The 22,770-nt window shown below is 68.7% G+C and carries 26 protein-coding genes and 1 tRNA gene; 12 read left to right on the plus strand and 15 right to left on the minus strand.

Annotated elements, in window-relative coordinates; genetic code table 11:
• Positions 1-97: 97 nt before the first annotated feature.
• Together ABTU82_RS11945 and ABTU82_RS11950 are read left to right on the plus strand one after the other, a co-directional pair.
• Positions 98-1,315, plus strand: a complete 1,218-nt coding sequence (locus ABTU82_RS11945; RefSeq protein ID WP_116647602.1) for a sensor histidine kinase — start codon at positions 98-100, stop codon at positions 1,313-1,315.
• Positions 1,312-1,995 (plus strand): response regulator transcription factor, encoded by a 684-nt coding sequence (locus ABTU82_RS11950; protein WP_116647601.1) that lies wholly within the window; start codon positions 1,312-1,314, stop codon positions 1,993-1,995. The genes ABTU82_RS11945 and ABTU82_RS11950 overlap by 4 nt, the downstream gene beginning before the upstream one ends.
• Positions 1,996-2,050: 55 nt before the next feature.
• Here the strand turns inward: ABTU82_RS11950 and ABTU82_RS11955 are convergent, their stop codons facing one another.
• Positions 2,051-2,557: a DNA modification methylase gene (locus tag ABTU82_RS11955; protein WP_407173622.1), complete on the minus strand. Its 507-nt coding sequence runs from the start codon at positions 2,555-2,557 to the stop codon at positions 2,051-2,053.
• Between the two features lie 132 nt (positions 2,558-2,689).
• Between ABTU82_RS11955 and ABTU82_RS11960 the strand changes: the two genes are divergently transcribed.
• Together ABTU82_RS11960 and ispD are read left to right on the plus strand one after the other, a co-directional pair.
• Positions 2,690-3,172 (plus strand): CarD family transcriptional regulator, encoded by a 483-nt coding sequence (locus ABTU82_RS11960; protein WP_116647599.1) that lies wholly within the window; start codon positions 2,690-2,692, stop codon positions 3,170-3,172.
• 19 nt (positions 3,173-3,191) lie between these two features.
• Positions 3,192-4,391, plus strand: coding sequence for a 2-C-methyl-D-erythritol 4-phosphate cytidylyltransferase (ispD, locus tag ABTU82_RS11965; RefSeq protein WP_407173623.1), 1,200 nt, complete (start codon positions 3,192-3,194; stop codon positions 4,389-4,391).
• A 123-nt stretch (positions 4,392-4,514) separates the two neighbouring features.
• Here ispD and ABTU82_RS11970 read toward each other — a convergent pair whose 3' ends face one another.
• Positions 4,515-5,435: a DMT family transporter gene (locus tag ABTU82_RS11970; protein ID WP_407173624.1), complete on the minus strand. Its 921-nt coding sequence runs from the start codon at positions 5,433-5,435 to the stop codon at positions 4,515-4,517.
• A 63-nt stretch (positions 5,436-5,498) separates the two neighbouring features.
• On the opposite strand from ABTU82_RS11970, the gene cysS reads away from it, so the two are divergent.
• The 3 genes from cysS to ABTU82_RS11985 all read left to right on the plus strand — a co-directional run bounded on the left by cysS (position 5,499) and on the right by ABTU82_RS11985 (position 8,635).
• The gene (cysS, locus tag ABTU82_RS11975; RefSeq protein WP_407173625.1) at positions 5,499-6,926 is read left to right on the plus strand and encodes a cysteine--tRNA ligase; all 1,428 of its coding nucleotides are present in this window, start codon (positions 5,499-5,501) and stop codon (positions 6,924-6,926) included.
• On the plus strand, positions 6,919-7,926 hold the full coding sequence (gene rlmB, locus ABTU82_RS11980) for a 23S rRNA (guanosine(2251)-2'-O)-methyltransferase RlmB (RefSeq protein ID WP_116647595.1): 1,008 nt from the start codon (positions 6,919-6,921) through the stop codon (positions 7,924-7,926). Before cysS ends, rlmB begins: the two co-directional genes overlap by 8 nt.
• Positions 7,927-7,993: 67 nt before the next feature.
• Positions 7,994-8,635 carry an NAD(P)-dependent oxidoreductase gene (locus ABTU82_RS11985; protein WP_407173665.1) on the plus strand — a complete coding sequence of 214 codons (642 nt, stop codon included), beginning with the start codon at positions 7,994-7,996 and terminating at the stop codon, positions 8,633-8,635.
• Between the two features lie 44 nt (positions 8,636-8,679).
• Here ABTU82_RS11985 and ABTU82_RS11990 read toward each other — a convergent pair whose 3' ends face one another.
• The gene (locus tag ABTU82_RS11990) at positions 8,680-9,984 is read right to left on the minus strand and encodes a DUF4032 domain-containing protein (protein ID WP_116647656.1); all 1,305 of its coding nucleotides are present in this window, start codon (positions 9,982-9,984) and stop codon (positions 8,680-8,682) included.
• 104 nt (positions 9,985-10,088) lie between these two features.
• The gene (locus ABTU82_RS11995; protein WP_116647594.1) at positions 10,089-11,192 is read right to left on the minus strand and encodes an ABC transporter ATP-binding protein; all 1,104 of its coding nucleotides are present in this window, start codon (positions 11,190-11,192) and stop codon (positions 10,089-10,091) included.
• A gap of 253 nt (positions 11,193-11,445) precedes the next feature.
• Between ABTU82_RS11995 and ABTU82_RS12000 the strand changes: the two genes are divergently transcribed.
• From ABTU82_RS12000 to ABTU82_RS12010, 3 genes are all read left to right on the plus strand, one after another.
• The gene (locus tag ABTU82_RS12000) at positions 11,446-12,453 is read left to right on the plus strand and encodes a DsbA family protein (RefSeq protein WP_407173626.1); all 1,008 of its coding nucleotides are present in this window, start codon (positions 11,446-11,448) and stop codon (positions 12,451-12,453) included.
• 33 nt (positions 12,454-12,486) lie between these two features.
• Positions 12,487-12,559 (plus strand) — tRNA-Thr (locus ABTU82_RS12005).
• Between the two features lie 119 nt (positions 12,560-12,678).
• A complete protein-coding gene (locus ABTU82_RS12010) occupies positions 12,679-13,098 on the plus strand; it encodes a hypothetical protein (RefSeq protein ID WP_407173627.1) in 420 nt (139 codons plus the stop codon).
• A gap of 52 nt (positions 13,099-13,150) precedes the next feature.
• On the opposite strand, the gene ABTU82_RS12015 is transcribed toward ABTU82_RS12010, so the two are convergent.
• Positions 13,151-13,417, minus strand: a complete 267-nt coding sequence (locus ABTU82_RS12015) for a DUF3263 domain-containing protein (protein WP_407173628.1) — start codon at positions 13,415-13,417, stop codon at positions 13,151-13,153.
• Positions 13,418-13,583: 166 nt separating this feature from the next.
• On the opposite strand from ABTU82_RS12015, the gene ABTU82_RS12020 reads away from it, so the two are divergent.
• A complete protein-coding gene (locus ABTU82_RS12020) occupies positions 13,584-13,892 on the plus strand; it encodes a hypothetical protein (protein WP_407173629.1) in 309 nt (102 codons plus the stop codon).
• On the plus strand, positions 13,892-14,167 hold the full coding sequence (locus ABTU82_RS12025; RefSeq protein WP_407173630.1) for a hypothetical protein: 276 nt from the start codon (positions 13,892-13,894) through the stop codon (positions 14,165-14,167). Before ABTU82_RS12020 ends, ABTU82_RS12025 begins: the two co-directional genes overlap by 1 nt.
• A gap of 3 nt (positions 14,168-14,170) precedes the next feature.
• Here ABTU82_RS12025 and ABTU82_RS12030 read toward each other — a convergent pair whose 3' ends face one another.
• From ABTU82_RS12030 to ABTU82_RS12075, 10 genes are all read right to left on the minus strand, one after another.
• Complete coding sequence (locus ABTU82_RS12030; RefSeq protein ID WP_407173631.1) at positions 14,171-15,079, minus strand: tyrosine-type recombinase/integrase; 909 nt, start codon at positions 15,077-15,079, stop codon at positions 14,171-14,173.
• Between the two features lie 345 nt (positions 15,080-15,424).
• Entirely contained in the window at positions 15,425-17,575 is a 2,151-nt protein-coding gene (locus tag ABTU82_RS12035) for a hyaluronate lyase N-terminal domain-containing protein (protein ID WP_407173632.1), read from the minus strand.
• A gap of 92 nt (positions 17,576-17,667) precedes the next feature.
• Positions 17,668-18,009: a hypothetical protein gene (locus ABTU82_RS12040; protein ID WP_407173633.1), complete on the minus strand. Its 342-nt coding sequence runs from the start codon at positions 18,007-18,009 to the stop codon at positions 17,668-17,670.
• A gap of 59 nt (positions 18,010-18,068) precedes the next feature.
• Entirely contained in the window at positions 18,069-18,473 is a 405-nt protein-coding gene (locus ABTU82_RS12045) for a proteasome activator complex subunit 4 C-terminal domain-containing protein (protein ID WP_407173634.1), read from the minus strand.
• Between the two features lie 35 nt (positions 18,474-18,508).
• Complete coding sequence (locus ABTU82_RS12050; RefSeq protein WP_407173635.1) at positions 18,509-18,982, minus strand: hypothetical protein; 474 nt, start codon at positions 18,980-18,982, stop codon at positions 18,509-18,511.
• Entirely contained in the window at positions 18,982-19,914 is a 933-nt protein-coding gene (locus tag ABTU82_RS12055; RefSeq protein WP_407173636.1) for a D-alanyl-D-alanine carboxypeptidase family protein, read from the minus strand. Before ABTU82_RS12055 ends, ABTU82_RS12050 begins: the two co-directional genes overlap by 1 nt.
• Positions 19,914-20,162, minus strand: a complete 249-nt coding sequence (locus ABTU82_RS12060) for a hypothetical protein (protein ID WP_407173637.1) — start codon at positions 20,160-20,162, stop codon at positions 19,914-19,916. The genes ABTU82_RS12055 and ABTU82_RS12060 overlap by 1 nt, the downstream gene beginning before the upstream one ends.
• Positions 20,163-20,180: 18 nt before the next feature.
• Complete coding sequence (locus tag ABTU82_RS12065; protein ID WP_407173638.1) at positions 20,181-20,795, minus strand: hypothetical protein; 615 nt, start codon at positions 20,793-20,795, stop codon at positions 20,181-20,183.
• 37 nt (positions 20,796-20,832) lie between these two features.
• Positions 20,833-21,738: a hypothetical protein gene (locus ABTU82_RS12070; RefSeq protein WP_407173639.1), complete on the minus strand. Its 906-nt coding sequence runs from the start codon at positions 21,736-21,738 to the stop codon at positions 20,833-20,835.
• Positions 21,728-22,609, minus strand: a complete 882-nt coding sequence (locus ABTU82_RS12075) for a hypothetical protein (RefSeq protein WP_407173640.1) — start codon at positions 22,607-22,609, stop codon at positions 21,728-21,730. The genes ABTU82_RS12070 and ABTU82_RS12075 overlap by 11 nt, the downstream gene beginning before the upstream one ends.
• Positions 22,610-22,770 lie beyond the last annotated feature (161 nt).

Below are 22,770 nucleotides of genomic sequence, written 5' to 3' on the forward strand. Positions count from 1 at the left end.
AACGAGCGGTGCCTTACGAGTGAACAGTATCGGGTGCGAACGGGGTACGACGGGGGCTGGGCGGGGGTTGACGTCTCGTGCCGTTTACTCTTGGCCTATGGATCAGACGCAGCTCACGCTGCTCGCCCTCCTCCTGGGAGCGGTGATCGGCGGCGGTGTGAGCGGGTTGATCTCCTACGCCTTCCGGATTCGGGATCGCGCCATCGCCCGCACGTCGGACGACGTGCCCTCGGGTGTGTCGGCGATCCTCGCCGCGATGGACGACGCCGCGATCGTCACCGACGCGTCATCTACCGTGCTGGCCGCGTCGGCGCCGGCCGAGGTCTTCGGCCTTCGCGTCGGCGAGGTCATCCCGAGCGACGAGGTGCGCACTCTCGCGCGTCTCTCGCGCGACTCGGGCGCGCCGGCGACCGAGAACCTGCGTCTGCAGCGCGGCGCCGCGCCGTCGGAACCGCGTCTGGTCGCCGCGCGGGCGACGGCCATCTCGCCACGGCTCACACTCGTGCTGATCCGCGACATCACCGAGCGCGAGCGCGTCGAGGAGATGCGCCGCGACTTCGTCGCCAACACCAGCCACGAGCTGAAGACCCCCGTCGGCGCGGTGACTCTGCTCGCCGAGGCGATCGAGATGGCCGCCGACGACCCCGACCAGGTGCGCATCTTCACCGCGCGCCTCAGCGCCGAGGCCTCGCGGCTCGGTGCCCTCACCTCGCGCATCATGAGCCTCTCGCGGCTGCAGGCGTCGGCCGAGCTGACGGAGGTGCGAGACGTCTCGATCGACGAGGTCGTCGCCTCGGCCGTCGATGCCCACACGCTGCAGGCGGATTCCGCGCAGGTCTCGATCGTCCGCGGCGGCACCCGCGGCCTGTACGTCCGCGGCGAGGCGCAGGTGCTGAGCGAGGCCGTCGGCAACCTCATCGCGAACGCCATCGCCTACTCGCCCCAGGGCTCGAGCGTCGGCGTCGGGGTGAAGGCGATCGACGGAGTGGTCGAGATCGCCGTGACCGACCGCGGCATCGGCATCCACGAGAGCGACCAGAACCGTGTGTTCGAACGGTTCTACCGCGCCGACCAGGCTCGTTCGCGCCGCACGGGTGGCACGGGCCTCGGCTTGTCGATCGTCAAGCATGCCGTGCAGCGTCACGGCGGTGAGGTGCGGCTCTGGTCGCGCCCCGGTCGCGGATCGACGTTCACCATCCGCCTGCCCCTGGCCGATGTGCCCGAGGATCGGGCGCCGCGCACCAAAGCCCGTCGCAAGCCCCGCAAGGCGGCCGTGACGAGCCGTTCCACACCCGTGAAGGGGGAAACAGCATGACCCGAGTGCTTATCGTGGAGGACGAGCCCGATCTCGCCGACCCGCTGGCCTATCTGCTGCGTCGGGAGGGGTACGAGGTCGAGATCGCCGAGGACGGCGCGATCGCGCTGTCCGCCTTCCGTGAGCGCGGTGCCGACATCGTGCTGCTCGACCTCATGCTCCCCGGCATGCCCGGTACGGAGGTGTGCCGTCAACTCCGTCTCAGCACCACCGTGCCGATCATCATGCTCACCGCGAAGGACTCCGAGGTCGACATCGTGGTGGGGCTCGAGCTCGGCGCCGACGACTACGTCACCAAGCCTTACTCGGCTCGGGAGCTCCTCGCCCGCATGCGGGCTGTGCTCCGGCGCTATTCGCAGGTGGAGTCCGACCTCGACGACCGCGTGCTCACCGGCGGGCGTGTGACCCTCGACATCGACCGGCACACGGTGTCGGTCGAGAACAACGAGATCAGCATGCCGCTGAAGGAGTTCGAGCTCCTCGAGGTGCTCATGCGCAACGCGGGTCGCGTTCTCACGCGCGGCCAGCTCATCGACCGCGTCTGGGGCACCGACTACTTCGGCGACACCAAGACGCTCGACGTGCACATCAAGCGCATCCGATCGCGCATCGAGCAGAACCCCAGTGACCCGAACATGCTCGTCACGGTGCGGGGTCTCGGCTACCGCTTCGAGGGATGACAGAAGCCGCGCTCACCCGTCGGGGTGAGCGCGGCTGTCACGGCGTAATCAGGCCTCAGGGCTGGAAGTCGCCGTAGTAGTCGAGTTCGCCGTCGAGAACGGGCACCTGGTAGAGCACGCCCTCGGAATCGCCCGACTGGAAGTAGACCGGGATCGTCGATCCGGGGAGGCCGTCGATCGCGTCGAGGGCGAGCGGCGGCTCGTTCTCCGCCGAGTCGCCGAGGCTCACGGTCTCGCGGGCGCCGACGCGGACGGTCGCCGTCTGAGCGGTGGAACCTTCGCCGAGCTCGAGGCTCAGGGTCTGCGGTTCGTCGGTCTCGTTGACGATCGCGGCGATCATGTTGGCCGCGTCGCCGTCGGCGTCGCTGATGATGACGACGTTGCGCACCTTCAGCGGCCCGGAGTCGGGGATGTTCACCCCGTCACCGGGGGAGTAGGGCAGCTTCGTCGCCTGGGTGGAGACGAGGGCGCAGCCGCTCGTTCCCAGGAGGACGGCGGCACTCAGGGCGATAGACGCGACGAGGCGGGATTTCACGGTTCCTCCCAGCGGAGCAGACGGCATCTTATGCAGTCTACGCGGTCGCTCGACCCCCCGCGGGACCGCGTCGTCCGTGGCGTTCCCGGCTCCAGGGTGGAGAACCTTAGCGCAAACCTGCCTGTGGTATCCTGGACGTTGCCGAAAGGACATAACTACATGCTTTTTGAGGTTGGCGAGACGGTCGTTTACCCCCACCACGGGGCGGCCACGATCATCGAGGTCAAGGACCGGATCATTCGTGGCGAGTCCAAGAAATACCTGAAGCTCAACGTCACCCAGGGAGACCTGATCATCGAGGTGCCCGCCGAGAACGTCGACCTCGTCGGCGTCCGCGACGTCATCGGCAAAGAGGGCCTCGACCGCGTGTTCGACGTGCTCCGCGCCCCCTTCACCGAGGAGCCGACCAACTGGTCGCGTCGGTACAAGGCGAACCTCGAGAAGCTCGCTTCCGGTGACGTGATCAAGGTCAGCGAGGTCGTGCGCGACCTCTGGCGCCGCGACCAGGACCGCGGTCTGTCCGCGGGTGAGAAGCGGATGCTGGCGAAGGCACGACAGATCCTCGTGTCGGAGCTCGCTCTGGCCGAGAAGACCGACGAGGAGCGAGCGGGTCTCGTTCTCGATGAGGTCCTCGCCTCCTAGAGGCAGATAGCGTGGCGGCGTGAGCATGCTGCCGGTTCCCCACGTCGCCATCATCGTCGTCGCCGCCGGGTCGGGTACCCGCCTCGGCGCGGGCGGACCGAAGGCGATGGTCGGAATCGACGAGTCGTCGATCCTCCGCCACGCGCTGGCCGGCGTCTTCCGCGCCGAGCCCGCGCAGGTGGTGATCGTCGCCCCCGCGACGCATCAGGGCGATGCCCTGACCGACGCCCTGGCGGCGGCGGGCGGCCGACGAGACCTCGTCACCGTCGTCGCCGGCGGATCCACGCGGCAGCAATCGGTCGCCGCGGGGCTGCGGGCACTCTGGCCCGACGTCGAATACGTGCTCGTCCACGACGCCGCGCGGGCGTTGGCGCCCGCGGCGCTGTTCGCCCGTGTGCTCGACGCGCTGCACGACGGTCTTCCCGCTGTGCTCCCCGCGCTTCCGGTCATCGACACCGTCAAGCGCGTCGCCGGGCCACGCGTACGAGAAGGGGTCGATCGTGCCGATCTCGTCGCGGCCCAGACGCCGCAGGGGTTCCGCCGCGACATCCTCGACACGGCCTATCGTCTGGCCGACCACGAGCACACCGACGATGCCGCTCTCGTGGCCGCCGCCGGCCACCCGATCGCGATCGTCGACGGCGATCCGCTGGCGTTCAAGATCACGACGCCCGCCGACCTCGATCGAGCCCGTCATCTCGTCGCGCCGGTGCCGCGGGCGCAGACGCTTCTCGATGCGCCGCAGGCGGCCCCGCGCGTGGGTCTCGGCACCGACGTGCACGGTTTCGGGGGTGACGGTGCTCTCTGGCTCGCGGGGGTGGAGTGGCCGGGCGAGCCGGCGCTGTCGGGGCACTCCGACGGCGACGCCGTGGCCCATGCGATCGTCGACGCCCTCTTGGGGGCGGCCGGCCTCGGCGACATCGGCACGCACTTCGGCACCGACCGCCCCGAGTACGTCGGTGCGCACGCCGACGTCTTCCTCTCGCGCACGGCGGCGCTGCTCGGGGAGGCGGGGTGGCGTATCGGCAACGTCTCGGTGCAGATGCAGGCGAACCGCCCGCGCTTCGCTCCGCGCCGGGCCGAGGCCGAAGCGGCCCTTTCCGCAGCGCTCGGCGGGGCTTCCGTCTCGGTCAGCGCGACGACGACCGACGGGCTTGGTTTCACGGGCCGCGGCGAAGGAGTCGCCGTCACGGCGGTCGCCCTCCTCCTCCCGGCGTAAATCCGCGCGGCACGTCAGAGCGCGCGCGACGAACGCCGGGAACGGGTCGTCGACGGCGCGCGCGGCCTAGCAGCATCCGTCCGACTCCGCGGCGGGGGAATGCGTCGGCTCCGCGCGTCGATGTCAGCCCTCGACGGCGAACGGTGCCGGATCGCGGCGTGGCCGGGATCCGACGGCCAGGAGCACCAGGCCCGCGCCCAGGACGGCGAGTCCGCCGACCGCGAGCGGGGAGAGACGTTCGCCGAGCACCGCGACCCCGAGCACTCCCGCGGTCAGGGGTTCGGCGAGCGTGAGGGTCGCCGCCACCGACGCGGTGAGGCGGCCGAGTCCCCACGTGAAGAGCGTGTAGGCGACGGCGATCGTCGCGAGCCCCAGCCAGAGCGACATGGCGAGCCCGCCGGGCGCACCGAGCCACGACAGGTCGACGAACGGCAGCGCCGCGAAGGCCACGGCCGCCGACGTCGCACCCATCGCGCCGGCGACGGTGAACGGATCCCATCCGCCGTCCATGAGCCGGCGCTGCGCGTTCGCGAACACCGCGAACGAGGCACCCGCTCCGACCGAGCCGACGAAACCGAGCGGATCGGCACCGGCGGCGCCGTCTGCGCCGCCGACGCCCAGCAGCACGACGCCGACGAGGGCGAGGGTCGTCGCTGCCACCCAGACCACGGAGGGGCGACGCTTCGTGAGGGCCCACTCGATCAGTCCGGCGATCACAGGCGCCGAGCCGAGCGCCACCACGGTGCCCACCGCGACGCCATTGCGCTCGGTGCCGAGGAAGAACAGCGGCTGATAGACGGCCAGGCACACGCCGGTGACCGCCATGAGTACGACGGCGCGCGGAGTCAGGCGCGGCGAAGCCGATGCGCGACGGCGCGACCGTGCGCCGAGCGACAGCCCGATCGCCGCCAGCGCCGTACCGCCGATGGCGAGCCGCATCGCCCCCACCGCGAGGGGCGTCGTATCGGCGGGACCGAGCGCTTGGGACGTGCCCGTCGTGCCGAAGAGAACGGCGGCGGCGACCACGGCGATCAGGGCGAGCATCCTCCAGTTCTATCGGCTGCCGGGCGCCCGTTACGCCACGAGGGCCCCGGGTAGGCTGGAGCGGTGACTCTCCGGCTGTACGACACGAAAGCGCAGGCCCTGCGCGACTTCGTCCCGCTCGACCCCGGAAACGTCTCGATCTACGTCTGCGGCCCGACCGTGCAGTCAGGACCACACATCGGCCACGTGCGCGCGGCCCTCGCGTTCGACATCCTGCGCCGCTGGCTCGCGCACCGCTTCGGTCGTGTCACCTTCGTCCGCAACGTCACCGACATCGACGACAAGGTGCTCGCCAACGCGACAGCCGTCGAGCCCTGGTGGGCGCTCGCCTACCGTATGGAGCTCGCGTTCTCACGCGCCTACGCCGCGATCGGGATTCTCCCGCCGACCTACGAGCCGCGCGCCACGGCGTCGATCCCGCAGATGCAGGAGCTCATCGCGCGACTGATCGACGCGGGGCACGCCTACCCCTCGGCAGCGAACGCGGATGCCGCGGGAGACGTCTATTTCGACGTGCGGTCGTGGGGCGACTACGGCTCGCTGACCCATCAGTCGCTCGACGCGATGGAGCCGGCCGCCGATGCCGACCCCCGCGGCAAACGCGATCCTCGCGACTTCGCCCTGTGGAAGGGCGCCAAGGCGGGCGAGCCCACCAGCGCGATCTGGGACTCCCCGTGGGGCCCCGGACGCCCGGGGTGGCACATCGAGTGCTCCGCGATGTCACGCCGCTACCTCGGCGCGGAGTTCGACATCCACGGCGGCGGGCTCGATCTGCGCTTTCCGCACCACGAGAACGAGCTCGCCCAGTCGACGGCCGCCGGAGACGCGTTCGCGCGGTACTGGGTGCATAACGGGCTCGTCACCGTCGACGGTCAGAAGATGTCGAAGTCGATCGGCAACTTCGTGCTCGCCGACGACGTGCTCGCCGAGCGCGACCCGCTCGTCGTGCGCTACGCGCTCGGCGCGGCCCACTACCGCTCGAGCCTCGACATCTCCGATCGCGCGTTCTCGGAGGCCGAGGCCGCTCTCGAGCGCATCCGCACCTTCGAGGAGCGCGCGGTGCGTCTGCTCGCCCCCGATGAGGGCGGACGGAAGATGGATGCCGTGGTGCCCGAGCGGTTCGCCGCCGCCCTCGACGACGACCTCGGCGTGCCGCAGGCGCTCGCCGTCATCCACGAGACCGTGCGCGAGGGCAACCTCGCCCTCGACACCGGAGACCGCGACGCCGTCGCCGCTGCCTTCGCCGCCGTGGCCGTCATGACGGGCGTTCTCGGCATCGACCCCCTCGACCCCCGATGGTCGCACGACGGCGATGGCGCTGATGCCGCCGCCCTCGACGCCCTCGTGCTCACCATGATCAACCAACGCGCCGATGCGCGAGCGAGCAAGGACTGGGCGACGGCCGACCGCATCCGCGATGCGATCGCGGCGGCCGGCATCGTCCTCGAAGACGGTCCCGAGGGGACCCATTGGAGCGTGAACCGTGGCTAATTTCGGAAACCCGTCGGCCGGGCGTGGCAAGAAGAAGGGCCCGACCAAAGGCACGGGCGGCAAGAACAAGCGGGCCCTCGAGGGGCGCGGACCCACCCCCAAGGCCGAGGAGCGCGCCTGGCACCCCGCCGGCAAGCGCAAGGCCGCCCAGGAGCGCCTCGCCGCGGCTGGTGGCGGCAAGGGCGGCCGACCCGCCGTGCGCGCGACCGGCGGCAACGCCAGCCGCGGCGGACGGCCGAAGCAGGACGACGACACCGAAACGGTCACCGGTCGCAACTCGGTGCTCGAGGCGCTGCGGGCGAAGATCCCCGCGACGGCGTTCTACATCGCCCAGCGCGTCGAGATGGACGACCGCGTGAAGGAGATGCTGTCGATCGCGACGAACCGGCAGATCCCCGTGCTCGAGGTCACCCGTCCCGAGCTCGACCGCATGGCCGGGTTCGACGGTGTTCACCAGGGCGTGGCGCTCAAGGTGCCGCCCTACGAGTACGCGCACCCGCAGGACCTGCTCGAGCAGATCATCGACCGGGGAGAGCTGCCGTTGCTGGTCGCCCTCGACGGGGTCACCGATCCGCGCAACCTCGGTGCCATCATCCGCTCGACCGCCGCTTTCGGCGGGCAGGGCCTGATCATTCCGCAGCGGCGGTCCGCCGGGGTCAACTCGGCCGCCTGGAAGACGAGCGCGGGAGCCGCCGCCCGCATCCCCGTGGCACTCGCGCCGAACCTGACCGCCACCCTCAAGGACCTCAAGAAGCAGGGCGTGTTCGTGCTCGGTCTCGACGGTGACGGCGATGTGTCGCTGCCGGCGCTCGATCTCGCCGACCGTCCCGTCATCATCGTGGTGGGCTCCGAGGGCAAGGGCCTGTCGCGCCTGGTGACCGAGACGTGCGACCAGATCGTCTCGATCCCGATCTCGACGGCCACCGAGTCGCTGAACGCCGGGATCGCAGCATCCGTCGCCCTATACCAGGTCTCCACTCTGCGCTCCGTCCGCGAGTGACGCCGTCGGCGGGGCTGATCCCGCCGAGGCCCGCTCGATGATCCGCGCACCGATCGAAGGGAACGTCATGGCCCGCATCGCCGTCATCGGAGGAACCGGCTACGCCGGCAGCCACATCGTCGCCGAGGGAGTCCGCCGTGGTCACACGGTGGTCTCGGTCGCACGCACCGTGCCCAACGAGCGCGTCGAGGGCGCGACCTACATCGAGGGCACCCTGCTCGACGTACCGAACCTCGTCGCCGAGCTGCAGGGGGTCGACGTGATCGTGTCGACCGTGCCCGGCCGCGGCGACATGCTCGGAAAGGTGCGCCCGGCCGTCGCCGAGCTCGTCGCGGCTCTGCCCGACACGGTCCGGATCGGCGTCATTGGCGGCGCGGGCGGAAGCCTCGTCGCCGCAGGAGGACCGCGGCTCATCGACACCGACGGCTTCGCCGAGGAGTACAAGCCCGAAGCGCGGGAGGCCATCGAGATCCTCGAAGACCTCGAGCGCACGCCGGCATCGCGCGACTGGTTCTACGTGCACCCCGCCGCCGGTTTCGGCGCGTGGGCGCCGGGCGAGCGCACGGGTTCGTACCGCGACGGCGGCGACGTGCTCGTGACCGACGCCGAGGGCGAATCGTTCATCTCCGGGCCCGACCTGGGGGTCGCCGTGATTGACGAGATCGAGTCGCCGAAGCATCCGCGCGGCCGCTTCACCGTCGGCTACTGACGCTCTTCTGACGCCCGAACGGGTTTCGCGGTCAGCGCGCCAGGTCAGACGAGGTCGCGCCAGTCGATGTCGTCGGCGGGGTCGGGGGTCGGGATGCTGCCCGTGATGACGGGGATCGTCAGCGTCTCGGTCGACGGGCCCATCAGCGTGGCCTCGTCGCGGCGGTGGCGCAGCACGTCGTCGATGTAGGAGGTCAGCACCTCCGCCAGCGGCACGGCGCGCCCGCGGGCCTGCGACATGTACCAGCGGTGCTCCAGCACCTGGTGGAACACCTCGGCGGGCTCGAGCTTCGCGCGCAGGTCGAAGGGGATCGCCATGACGATCGGCTCGAACACGCGGGTGAGCCATTCGTGGGCGACCATCTCCTCGTCGGCTCCCAGGCGAGAGATGCGCGCGCGGAACTCGTCGAGATCGTTCAGCAGTCGTCGGGCCTGGTTCTCCTCGACGTCCAAGCCGGTCAACCGGATGAGGCGCCGTTGGTGGTGTCCGGCGTCGACGACTTTGGGTTCGATCGCCACGCGCGTGCCGTCGGAGGTCGTCTGCATCGACATCTCGCCGATGTCGAATCCCAGCGCGTTGAGGCGCTGCACCCGCTCGGTGATGCGCCACGACTCGTCGACGGTGAAGGTCTCCTGGTCGGTGAGGGCCGCCCACAGCGACCAGTACGACGACATGATGCCGTCGGCGATCTGCACCGCGTCGATGCCGCCCTCGAGGCGCCCGCCCGCCTCGAGGTCCATGATCTCGCCGGCGATGTTCGTGCGGGCCACGTCGAGATCGTGCTCGCGCTGGCCGCGCGTCAGGCCGCCCTCGTGCAGCTCGCCGGTCTCGGCGTCGACGAGGTAGGCCGCGAAGGCCCCCGCGTCGCGGCGGAAGAGGGTGTTCGACAGTGAGACGTCGCCCCAGAAGAAGCCCACGTTGTGCAGGCGCACCAGCAGCACCGCGAGGGCGTCGACGAGCCGTGTGGCGGTATCCGGCCGCAGCACCTGGGTGAACAGCGCGCGGTAGGGGAGCGAGAAGCGCAGATGCGCGGTGACGAGCGCCGCGGGGAGGGGCTCGCCGTCGGCGTCGGTCCTGCCCGCGATGACGGCGACGCGATCGACGCACGGGGCGTCGAGGCGGGTGAGATTGCCGAGCATGTCGTACTCGCGGCGCGCCATCTCCTCGGTGGTCTCCTTGATGGCGACCACGCGGCCCGATAGGTTCGCGAAACGCACGAGGTGCCGGGAGAGGCCCTTCGGGAGGAACACGATGTTGCTGCTCGGCCAGTCGGCGAGGGGCGTCGACCAGGGGAGGGCGAGCAGCCCCGGGTCGACGGAGCTGGCGGTGATGCTGAGGGAGTCGGACACGAGACCTTCCTTCACAAAGACGCGGCGCGCCCGTCGGATCCTTCGATGGAATCGAGGACCGACGGACGCGCCGCGACGGTGCTTCTGACGTTGTGCGTGTTGGCTTACGCCGAGGCGATGGCCTTGTCGTTCAGGCGCTCGCCCGAGTCGGCGTCGAACGCGTGCACGTGACCGGCGCTGGCGGCCAGGGTGACCGTCTCGCCCGCGTTCGGGTGGCTGCGGCCGTCGACGCGCGCGACGAGGTCGGCGCGCTTGCCGTTGATCTCGGTGTGGCCGTAGAGGTAGCCGTCTGCGCCGAGTTCCTCGACGAGGTCGACGACGACCGAGAGGCCCTTGCCGTCGGCGGGGCCGACCACGATGTCTTCGGGGCGCACACCCACGGTGACCTGGCTGCCGTTGGCGCGGCCGACGGTGTCGCGGTCGAGCGGCACGACCTCGGTGCCGAAGCGCACGCCGCCCTCGGCGAGGTCGGCCGAGAACAGGTTCATGGCCGGCGAACCGATGAAGCCGGCGACGAATACGTTGTTCGGCTTCTCGTACAGGTCGCGCGGGGTGCCGACCTGCTGGAGGATGCCGTCCTTGAGAACCGCGATGCGGTCGCCCATGGTGAGCGCCTCGGTCTGGTCGTGCGTGACGTAGACCGTGGTGACGCCGAGGCGACGCTGCAGCGACGCGATCTGGGTGCGGGTCTGCACGCGGAGCTTGGCGTCGAGGTTCGACAGCGGCTCGTCCATGAGGAAGACCTGGGGCTGACGCACGATGGCGCGGCCCATGGCGACGCGCTGACGCTGACCACCCGAGAGCGCCTTCGGCTTGCGGGTCAGGTACTCCTCGAGGTCGAGGAGCTTGGCGGCCTCGAGCACGCGGGTGGCGCGCTCGTCCTTGCCGACGCCGGCGATCTTGAGCGCGAAGCCCATGTTCTCGGCAACCGTCATGTGCGGGTAGAGCGCGTAGTTCTGGAAGACCATCGCGATGTCGCGGTCTTTCGGGGGCACATCGGTGACGTCGCGGTCACCGATGAGGATGCGACCGTCGTTGACCTCTTCGAGGCCCGCGAGCATGCGCAGGGACGTGGACTTTCCGCAACCGGAGGGGCCGACGAGAACGAGGAACTCGCCATCGCTCACCTCGAGGTTGAGCTTGTCGACCGCGGGGCGCGTGCCACCGGGGTACAGACGGGTTGCGTTGTCAAACGTGACGGACGCCATATTCTCTTCTCCTTCACCGGCAGGTACGTGCCGGACGATCCGTAGTGATGGAATGAGCGGGGCGGGTAAGCCCCGTGCGCACGGCTTCGGGCGCAGGGTCATTATGTCACGACCCGGACCCGCTCGGGTGGGGCCACGGATCGGCCGTGCGTCTGGGCTTTTCCCAGCCTGCCTGGCTAGCATCGTCATTCGACCGCGTTCTCCTGCGGCACGCCGGGATCCGAGCCGGCGCACGTCTTTTCCAGAAGGTTTCATGTCCCACGACGAGTCCCCGAACGTGCCCGCGAAGCGCGACCGCCGAGAGGCCGTCCGCGAGAAAGCGCAGCAGGTTCAGACGAAGCAGTCTCGCCTGCGCATCCTGCGCGGCGTGCTGATCGGCGTGGCTGCGCTCGTCGTCGTCGGCGGCACGGCCTTCGGTGTCGCGTGGGCGCTCGACTCCACAGCATCCACCCCCCAGGCGCAGCCCGAGAACGCGTCGCAGGACGGTTTCACCGTCTCCGACATCACCGCTGTCGGCGGCGGCGACGGTTCGATCGCAGACGCCACCCCCGTGCCCGAGCCGACGGATGCTGCGGTCGAGGGCGAAGCCGCGCCGACCACGACACCGACGGCCGCCCCCGCGGTCGACATCCGCGTGTACGTCGACTACCTCTCCGCCGGTGCACGCGAGTTCCAGCTCGCCAACCGGTCGCAGCTCTCGCAGTGGGTGAGCAGCGACACCGCGTCGCTCACCTACTACCCCGTCGCGATGCTCACGGCGAAGTCGAACGGAACGAAGTACTCGCTGCGTGCCGCGAGCGCGGCCGCCTGCGTCGCCACGCACTCGCCCGAACGGTTCTTCGACTTCAACAACGAGTTGCTGCGCGCCCAGCCCGAGATCGACACCGATGGACACTCCGATTCGGAACTTGCCGACCTCGCGCAGGGCTCGAGCGTCACCGACCCCACGACCGTGCGCTCGTGCATCGAGAACGAGGAGTTCGCGGCCTGGGCGAAGGCGGCGACCGATCGCGCTCTCAAGGGGCTGCCCGACACCGAAGGGCTCACCCTCGACAGCATGCCGAAGGTGCTCGTCAACGGCACGCCCTACGTGGGCAAGCTGAGCGACCCGAAGGAGTTCCAGCAGTTCGTCTTCGCCGTCGCGAGCGACGCCTACTTCCGCACCGCCACGCCGACGCCCACCCCCTCGGCGACCCCTGCCGAGACGGCCGCTCCGGCACAGACCGCGGCTCCTGAAGAGACCGCCACCGCCGCTCCGTAAGGCGTGCCCGTGCGCCGATAGACTGGGCGCTCCGCCGGCTTGGCGCAATTGGTAGCGCACCGTACTTGTAATACGGGGGTTGCAGGTTCAAGTCCTGTAGCCGGCACTGTTTGGGCGGGATCCGGCCGCTCCCACGCTTCGATTCCTTCGAGATCCATCGTTTACCCATCGCTTTCAGATGCCGGCTACCACGGTAGGCTCGACAGCACGTCTTTGGGGGAGAGCATGAAGGTTCGCATCGGTGCCGCTGCGCTCGCGGCAGTCTTTATCTTGACGGGGTGCGCTAGTGCCGCGCCGGCGGCGCCCACAGAACCGCCCATAGCGACAGACGCAAGCTCCCCAGACAACACCGCGGCGTGCGAGTCGTTCTGGGATGCGACTGTGGAGCTCGCTCAGGCACTCACTGGTGATGCCAACGCGGTGGAGGCCACAGGCGGTCTCGAAGCGAAGTTCGACGGCGCCTACTTGGATGCCACGGGCGAGGTCGCAAAGCGCATCGAGCGAACGATGGACAATTTCCCGCCTGAGGGCCTGCACATGCTCATGATCGACAGCAGCCAGTTCATGGAAGACATGGAGTCGGTCGTGCGTGCCTGCCGCGCCGACGGAGTTCCGCTTGAGGCGGCGTCTTCAGTAGTCGAGTGACCCGCGATGCCGACATTCGACGAGTGCTTAGCCGAGGCGTACGCGGAGTACATCAGATCGTGGCTGGACGCGCAGCCACGCCCGTAGCCACTCGTCGTTCTCTGGACTGTCGGAGTTCAGCGCGCTGACGTATGAGGCGTCTCGCCAGCATCGGGTTCAACGCAAGCGCTTCTTGGGTGTCGATCGCGCGCCCGAGCAGCTGGAAGTATCGGGCGGGCGGGATGCCGAGATCGGTGCGGCACGCCTCGAGCTTCGCAGCGTGACGCCTCGGATCACGGCCCCACTTCTCCTCGAAGTCGAGCTCGGTCATGGTCGGCATGTGGAGAGTCTCCTCGCGGCCACCGACACCGCGGCTACGCTCACCCGCATGGACGAGCTACCGAACCCGCTCGCGTGCCCGCTCTGCGAGACAGCGCTACTCGACCCAACGTGGTGCCGCCACTGCCGCCTGCCAATTGTCCCCGCCCCGGCGTAGCATCCCGCAGGTGACGCTCTCCCCCGACACCATGCTCGACATTCGCCTGTCGACGATCTGCTCGAAACACCGATACGACTCCGACCCGCGCGCCGCGATCGACGAGCTACTCGCCGCCGCCGGCCACCGGACCGAGATCCTCGCGCACGTCGCCGGCACCTGGTCCGGGTATCACGGCGAGGACGACTACACCCGGGTACTCGCAGAAGCGTTGCGCGGGATTCCTGGCGCCGAGCGATGGGTGTCCGTCGGGAAGTACCGGCGCGGTATTCCGAACAACGGGGCAACCCCGCTGCCCCCGACTCCTAGGCTGGACTGATGCTGATCGGCACTATCCGCCCCACCGAGACCCGAACCGTAGAAGTCGAAGGCGAGTCGCTCGCGGACATCCAGGAGAAGCTCGAGGCGCTGCGCCCCAAGGGGTTCGACCTAGTGAAGTCCACCGCCCACCCGGTTAAGGGCACCATGCTCCTCTCGTCCGTGGGCACGTTCGCCCGTCGTGAGGGCGGCCGTGAGATCGAGGCTGATGACCGGGCCGCCCTTCAAGCCAAGATCCCCGACGGCTATGAGCTCCTCGCGATTCGGGTTCTCTGACCGTCAGGCGATCTTGTCGGCGATCGCGGACATGTGTGAGGCGAGCGCGTAGGCCGCATGGCGGTCGAGGCTGTGTCGGTTCCGGTCGTACCGGTCGACCATTCGCGCGTCCGACCACCGCCCGAATGCCTGCACGTCGCGGGTGCTGACACCCGCGTCGAGCGCGGACGTCGCGGCAGCGTGGCGCAACTGGTGCGGGTGGACGTGACCGAGGCCCGCGTGACGGCCTAGAACCTCGATGCGGCGGTACGCGTCGTGCCGGGTCATCTGTCGCCCCGTGCGGGTCGTGAGCAGCGGCCCCGACGTCCTGTAGCCGACGGCACGGTCGAGGATGCGGAACACCATGGGAGGCAGCGGGATCGTCGCGGGCTTCCCGCCCTTTCCGACGAGATGCAGCACCCGGTGCCCACGCTCGTATCCGGCAAAGTCCTCGATCTGCACCCCGACCGCCTCGGAGCAGCGGAGCCCGAGCATCCCGAGGAGCGCGACAAGGGCGGTGTGCTGTGGGGAGCGCTCCTGTGCTTGCAGGAGCAGCTTCTCGACGTCGTGGGACGTGAGGCGGGTGAGGCGGTTGTCGTCGTAGAACACCTTCGGGCGCCGCACCATCACCGTCGGGTCCTGCGGGATGCGCCCGTCGGCGACCGCCACACGGTAGAACACGGACAGGCCGCTGAGGTAGCCGTAGACGGTGGACTTCTTCAGCCCCTGGTCCTCGAGCAGGTAGTGCGTGTACAACTCGAGCTCGGCGCGTGTGGCGTGCAGGATGTCGCCCGGGTGCCACTCCCGGAACCGGTCAATGATGGCCCGGTAGGTGCGGCGGGAGTCGCTCGAGTATCGGGCGAGGAACGTGGTGATCGCGGCGTCGGTCTCGGTGAGTGCGACGATCGGGCGCGCGAGGGTACGGTGTTGCATGGTCGTCTCCAGCTTGCTCTGGTTTCGGCTAGGCCCGGCTCGGTGTTGGTAGCACCGGTCGGGCCGCTCCCGTCTTTGGGAGAATCCGATCATAGGCGCGACGAAAAGCCCCCGGGCCCGTCTCCCAGCGAACTGGAAGTACGGGCCCGGGGGCTTCGTTGTGCACAGGCGCTATCTGCGCACGATTGGGTGCGTCCGGGGCTACCGGGTCAGGAGTCCGCACACGGTGCACGATGCAAGACCCGGACTCGCCGGGTGCGGCGCCCAGAGGTGTGCGTGATCTGTCGCGCTCGGCCGCTGGTCACTCATGTCTTCCATCATCCTCCCTGCGCACGGGTGCGCCTGTCAGGCGGCGACGCAAGTGACGTCGTCGTAGTAGGTATCCGTGCTTGCCCCACCGCCGCGCATCCCGAATCGGGTGGCGGTGTTGAAGCGGGTCGTGGTGACGGTTCCGATGATGGTGCCGTTCTTGCGGACGGTAATCGTGTTGCCCTGAGCGACGACACGGATCACGTCGCCAGCCGCGAACCCGGTCGGGGTGAACGCGACGAGCAAGGTGGACGCGCCGTTTGCGACGATCTCGTAGATGCCGTTTCCGTTGATGTGGAGGTAGTTCCCGCCGTCCTGGTAGCGGATCACCGGGTTGCTGGCGTTTGCGGTGCCACCGGAGATCGTCCAGGAGATGTCGACGTCCGGCGTTCCCGCATCCACGGTCGCGAATCCCGACGAAGCCGACTTGCACTTATTCGATGCAATCGCCCAGCTACCCACAACCGTCCACGGCTTGCCGTTGAGCGTGTCGCCAAGCGGACCGTCCGCCCGGTTGAAGTCATCCGCGAATCCGATGTTGGCAGAGACAGTCACGGTGACGCTGTTCGACGTAGCCGACCGGACGGCGAACGGGTCTGCCGGGATGAACCGTGCGCTGATCAGGTGCGCGGCCACGGAGAGACTGTTCGTCGCGTACGTGGCTACTCCAGCCGCGACGGTCGACGTGCCAAGTATGGCGGTTCCGTCGTAGAACTGCACCGACCCGGCATAGCTACCGCTGAGTGTCGCCGTGAAGGTCACCGACGCCCCCACCGCCGGCGACGCGGACGACGTCGTAAGAGCGAGCGTGGGGCCGCTCTTTGCGGTGTTCACGCCTTCGATCCGGGCGTCGACCAAGGTCCGGTCGACCTGCGCGTACGCAGCTTTCGCGACCGTGATCATCTCGGCGTAGGACGGGTGCCCTTCAAGGGGTGGCCCAGCCACACCGGCCGCAGCCAGCGCGTCGATGTCCAGGTACGTCCGGCCAGCGCCGAGCGCTCCCTGGCGGTTGAGTTCGCTGAGGCTGCTGAATCCGGCCTGCGCAGACCCAGCGACGTAGACGATCGGTACGTCAGTGGCCATTGCGACTGTGTCGAGGACGGCTTGCCGCAGCGTCGCCAGGTAGGTGACGTCGTTGCGGGAGCCCATGAACGACAAGACGTGGGGGCTCACGCTGAGCGCCGCGGGCACCCGGGCGGAGAACGGGTTAGCGGCCCCGGCGGGGTTGACGAAACCGGAGCCGCCCGCACCGAGGTTCATGTAGAAGTCCATGCCGAGCGCGAAAGCGAACAGCCGGTCGAACGACTCGTACCGGAGGTAGTCGTAGGTCCAGAGCCCCTGCAAGAGGGAGTCTCCGATGCCGACGTAGCGGGCTCGCCATTCGCGCGTGGGGCGACGGTGCACGGTGTTCGCGCCGATCACGACGCCGCCGAACGCGTTGAACCCGTCGTGCTCGACCTGGATGTGGCGGATGCGCGCGTCGGGGAACTGCAGGCGCACGTGGCGGGTGTTGCCGCTGGTGCCGGAGACGCGGAGCATCCGAACCTGCATCATCTTCCCGTTCACGATGACGCGGATGCCGATGTCACCGGTGCGGCCGTCGCGGAACTTGAACTCGATATCGGTCGCGTCCGTGACCGTCTCGGGTACGAGGGTGCCGACTGCGCTGAGCACACCGAATCCGGTGGCGGTGACGTCGGGGCAACCGTTGTAGCGGAACTTGGGGTCTCCGAAGTAGTCCGCGACGGGAGCGACAGCCGTGCCTCCGCTGATCTGGGACGCAGTGGCAGTCGTGATCGTGGGGCGGTCGTAGGTCGCGGGCTGCGCGAAGCGCTCTGCCCAGTACGCCTCGCCGGCCTTCGTCAGCAGACCCGCGACATCCGCAATCTTGTTCTCGAGGATGCCTCCGAACGCCGACCCGGGAGTCCCCGCGACGGTCGCCATCGCGGCATCCGTCGGCGTCGTGGCGCCCTCAAGCGATGCTGCTGCGGCTTCAAGGCGGGCGATGTCTGCTGCCGAGGATGAGACCCACGGCAGGGTCGCCCAGCCGCTGACGCCGTCGCCGACCTTGACGCGGCGGAGGGTGGTGTCGAAGCCGGGCTCTCCCTCTGCGAGGACGGTGCCGGCGGCGGCCCATGCGGCGGAGGTGCCGCGGCGGAACTTGATCTGCTTGAGTTCGTCAGCCATCGGCTACTCCTTGCGTTCGGGTGTGGGGTGAGAAGTGGATGGTGAGGAGGGCCGCGGCTACCACGGCGAGGAGGCAGGCGCGGCCCATCGGGTTACCGGGTGACCGGCGTGACGGGCTCGTTGGGGATGATGAACACCCCGACGCCGGCGAAAGCGGCGATGGCGATCTGCAGCCACTCGGCACCAGTAACACCGCCCGTGAGGAACGACAGCAGCGAGACCAGGGCAGCGGTGGCGAACGCGATGATGGTCTTCGCGTAGGCGCCCACGTTCGACGGGAAGTTGGGGACCGCGTACACGAGGACAGCGCCGAGGCCGATGACGCCCAGGTTGATGAGCTCCTCGGTGGTGACGATGTCGTCGGCCATCGCGGTGACGAGCACCCCGGCGACGGCGAGCAGGACGTACAGCAGGGACTTTGCGTAGAGCTTCATGGGTTCCTCCGGGAACGTATAAACGCCGCCCATCTGGACGGCGTTGGGTGTCGGTGTGGTTACTTGCGGGATGGCGGCTGGTACGTGTCCTCGAGGAGCTTCAGTTCCTCAGGGGTCAGAGCTGGCATGGTGCGGCCCTCTGCCCATGCGTCCTGCACGCGCTTCACGAACTCCGAGAAGATGTGTCGCACGTTCGATAGGACATCGTTGGTGCGTTCGATCTCGTCGGCCTGCGACTCGATCGTGTCCTGCTGTTTCTGCCGCGAGTTCTTCAGGCCCTCGATGTCTGCCTCGAGGATCGCGACGCGCTCGTAGAGGCGTTCCAGTTCGATGCGGCGGCGTTCCGCGATGACGTCCTCGCGGGCGTCTTCCACGGACTGTTCGTCGGTGGTGAGTTTCCGGTCGCCTTGCTTGGCGACCCGGCGGCTGTTCAGGAACATCGCGATACCGAGGATGAAGGTCACGCTGAGGCTGAGGAGAGAGAGCATTTCCCCTGAGGTCATACGAGCCCCCGCTTTCTCGCCTTGCGTGCCGCCCACCATGTCGCTGCTTGTCGGCTGAGGCGGAACAGTTTCCACACGGGCAGAAGGATGAGCACGCAAATCAGCCCGGCGGTCGCCGCGACGAGCGGGTCAGCGAAACCACGGCCGAGGAAGATCGCGATGTACACGGAGATCAGCCCGACGAGGAACAGCTTCGAGACCATCTCCAGCACCCACAGCCGTGGGAACGCCACACCGATGAACGCGGCGAGAGCGAAAACCGCGATCGCTGCCGACCATGTCTCCTGCCACCCCTGGGAGGATGCGGTCTCGACCGTGGCGATACCGTTCCACCACCCGACCGCACCGAACCAGAAGAAGAACGCGTCCGTGAGGGGCAGCACCCACCGGAACAGGCCCCGGTAGCCTTCTGGGACGTGGTCGAGCCCGTGCGGCGCCCACACGGTGGCGCGATACAGGCGGCGCAGCATCAGCCGGCGATCGGGCTGGGGGTCGCCTCCGCGACAACGCGCACGTCGTCGAGGGTGCGGCTGATCTGCCCGGTGATGGACTGGATGCCATGGATGGCGTCGAGGACTTCCATCTGGCGGGACCAGATACGACCGTCACCGCTCGCGTGGTCGCCGTTGTTGTTGAACGCCTCGCCGCGGAGGACGAGCTCGAACGCGCGCCACGGGATCCCGAGGGAGAGCTGCACGGCGTCCATGCCACCGTTGTCGAGCACGTAGTAGAGCGTCCCCGGCTGGTACAGGTGCGCGAGTCGCTCGATGTGCGGCAGATGGGTCTCGTGCTTCACGTACTCCTGGCCGACCGTGAACACGTGGCCAGACCAACTGATGATGCGCATGCTGTCCTCCTGAGGAATGTCGAATGTGGGTGCGTCCACCGCTTGTGCGTGGAGCGATGCGGGCGCGGCTACGTCGGCCCACGGGTCGCGCAGGTACCGGAGGTGCCAGGGCTCGCGGACGCTGTACCCCTCGTCGGTGCTGAACCCGAAGCGGGCCGCGTTGTCGACGAGCCACCGCGCGCGAGGTGATCCGGCAGTGAGCACACCGGCGTCCGCCCCGGTGTCCCGGACGTCAACGGCACCCTTCCGGCCCCCGCCGAGCTGGTGGTTCGATGTGCCGGGGACCGCGACGGTGCCGGCCGCGGAGATCCGCGCCCACTGGACACCGTTCCACCACCGGAAGTCGTAGACGCGGCGCCCGTTGACCTGGCTCGCGGGAACGTAGCGGTCCCGGAAAATGCGCTCCTGCTCGTCATCCGTGCGGATGCCGGAAGATGCCAGGAGCTCCACACCCCAGACGCGGCGGAACTCATCGTTCAGCGCCTCGAGGTCGCGGAGGATCGCGGGCGTCAGACGCGCACCGTCCCGCCATACCCACGTGCCGTCGGCGACCATCAGGCGCCGCCCGTCTCAACGCCGCCACCGGTGGACTCGGAGACGTTGGTGTAGTCGCCGAACCCCGGGTCGTTCGCGTCGATCGTCGTCACGCGGCCGAAGGCGTCGAGCACGTAGAAGTCGGGTGCCCCGTCACCGTCCTCGTCGCGGTAGGCGGGGATCATCGGCTTCGCGACATCCGAGGCCCAGCCGAGCAGTGCGGAACGGATCGCCTCGCGGGCGTCCTCCCGCGTCGTGGCATCGCTCATTGCGGTAGTCCTTTCAGGTCAGACGCGTCGGAGGGACAGGTATGTCTCGTAGCCGCTGTCGCCGAAGACGGAGTTGCCGTACTCGGACCAGAGCCGGAGGCGGTCGCCAGCGATCAGCTGGATCGGCACGCCGAGCGGCGCGGTGCAGTCCTGCGCGGCCTCCTTGACGACGCGGGCGGAGAGCAGGTTCGCGCCGTTCTTCTGCACCGTGCCGCGCACCGTGCCACCACCGGATCCAGTGAAATAGAACTGGGCGAGCACCTCGTACCGGCCGGTGACCGGGACGCGGAGGGTGGTGCCGTCGATGAGCTCGAACCCGCCTGCGCTTGAAACCATCGCGAGCGTCGGGTTCGCGCCACCGCTCGTGCTCTGCCCGTCGTCGACCTTCCCCGCGTGCGCGAACACGGAGCGCGCGGAGGGGATGAGCTCACCCTGCGGGGCCGTCGCCGTGCGGATATACATCTCGCCGGTGTCGGTCTCGATGATGATCCACCCGAGCCGGGTGTCCGCGCTCGTCAGGGCTTCGCGCTGGGCTTTGGTGACCTTGAGGAGTCCGCCGATCTTGGACGCCCACGCGACCATCGCCTGAAAGTCGCCAGCGGGGCCACCTGAGGAGGTGGCGTCGTTGTCCATCTGGGGTTCGTCCTGAGGGCCCGGTGTTGTTCCCATGTCATGCTCTCCAGGTGATCTTGAGCGCACCGGACATGCCGTCTTGCGCGAGTGAACGGAAGATGTTGAAGCCGCCCTGGTTCAGGCCGACGCCCCACCGGTCGCCGCCGGCCTTGAGCGCGGCGAACCATCCAGCAGGATCCGGTGGGGTCTGCCACCCCGAGCCGGGCGCCCATTCGGTGTAGCCACCGAATCCGGGAACCCCGGCCTTGCCGGTCTGGTCGTGCAGCGCGAAGCGGGGTGCCCCGCCTTGCCGCTGGTGGTAGCTGATATAGATCTCGAGGCCGACGAACTCCGCCCCGGCAGGGATCGTGTCCTTGATCTGGGAGCCGTAGAACCACGCGCCGAAGGTGGAGTTACTGGCGTACGGGCGATCGGTCCACCAGCGCGCGGCCCCTCGATCGGTGGACCCGGCGTCGACAGCACGGAACTCGACCGTCCGAACGACGGGAGGCTGGACGACCTCGCCCCCACCCCCTGGGTTCACCGGAGGCTCGACCGGATCCGGCGACGTTGAGAGCTTCATGCAGGACGCACCGGTCGACCAGTTGATGGATACGGCGTCGCCTGAGGTGGGTGGGTCGGAGGGCGGGCCGTAGGGCATGAGAAACGTGCCGAAGTCTGTCGTCACGTTCACGTAGTCGCCCGCCACTGTGGCGACTACCCCAAGTCCGGGCTTTGGAGCGGTTGGTCCGAGCATCATCAGAGAACCGTCGACCGACCAGACGTGCACCGGTTCGTTGATCTCGGGGACGATTCCGGAGGATGCGAAGGGGACGGTGACGCGCTGATCGCCGAGGTCGACGGTCGCGAGCATCCCCTCGTTGCCGACGTAGCGGCCGACGTACGGGGTGACCCGAGACTTCGCGGAGAGGAGTCGCTTCACCTGCTCGTCGTCAAGCGGCATCCGGAACCTCCACGGTCGAGCGGGTAACACCCCCCTGGTGGGAGAGCTTCAAGATGCGGACCGGGACGCCCTCGAATAGCAGGACGTCACCGACTTCACGGAGCGGGTTGAACGGCTCCGAGATGTCGCGGGTGACCGACCGGATGCGTGCAACTCGGGGCAGGAGCTCGGCGGCGTACGCATCGACGGCAACCTGCGTGGTGAGGAGGTCGGAGGCGTACCGGTAGGTGGCGCCCCCGAAAGGCGACTGCGACCCGTCTGAGTTCTGCACACGGAGGAAACCCTCGGTAATCTCCTTCACCCCGTAGAGCGGGTCGCCGGCTGGCGACTTGCCCACGACGACAACCCGGTTGTAGGTGTATTCGGCGGTCATCGACGGAGGCGCGGCGACGACGGCGCGGAAGGCCCCGACCGCTGCTGGCCACGTCTTCGGCCGTCCAGTGAGTGCACCTGAGGCGTCCATGTTCGGCCACGCGTCGAGAGTGTCGAAGAGCGCCTTGAGCGCGGCTTCTTTCGACCCTTCGTATGCGATCGCTGGCACGCTGCGATCGGTGGCGTTTTTCAGCACGGGCAGACCGGTGAGCGACTGAGCTTCCGCCCACACCGACGTTGATCGGGGCGCGGTCGGGAACGGGAACTCGTCCCGCTGGACCTTCGCGAGCCGGTCCTTCAGAGACACGGTGAACGACTCACCGGGGTGGATGAGGCGCCCTTCCCAGAGCATCTTGGCTTCTTCAGCGTCGGGGATTGCGTCGATCACGAACCGCGCCTGGGGGATGCGCTCGGTGAACACCCCACCGCCGATGAGGCAGTCGATCTGCATCTCGGACCCGAAGGGGGAGAACCAGTCACCGATCTGGCGGGGGATCATTGTGCGCGCGTGATCGTCGGACCACACCACTCGAGCGGTCCCGGATCCCACCACGAACCGAGATCCGTCCCATGTGAGGGAAGGGTCCCGCTGAATGTCTACGTTCGCGAGCCGACGGTCTCCGTCGTACATGAGGTCGAACAGCCACGTCCGGTTGAAAC

Origin of the sequence: Microbacterium deferens, assembly GCF_045517775.1 — a bacterium.
GTDB lineage: Bacteria > Actinomycetota > Actinomycetes > Actinomycetales > Microbacteriaceae > Microbacterium.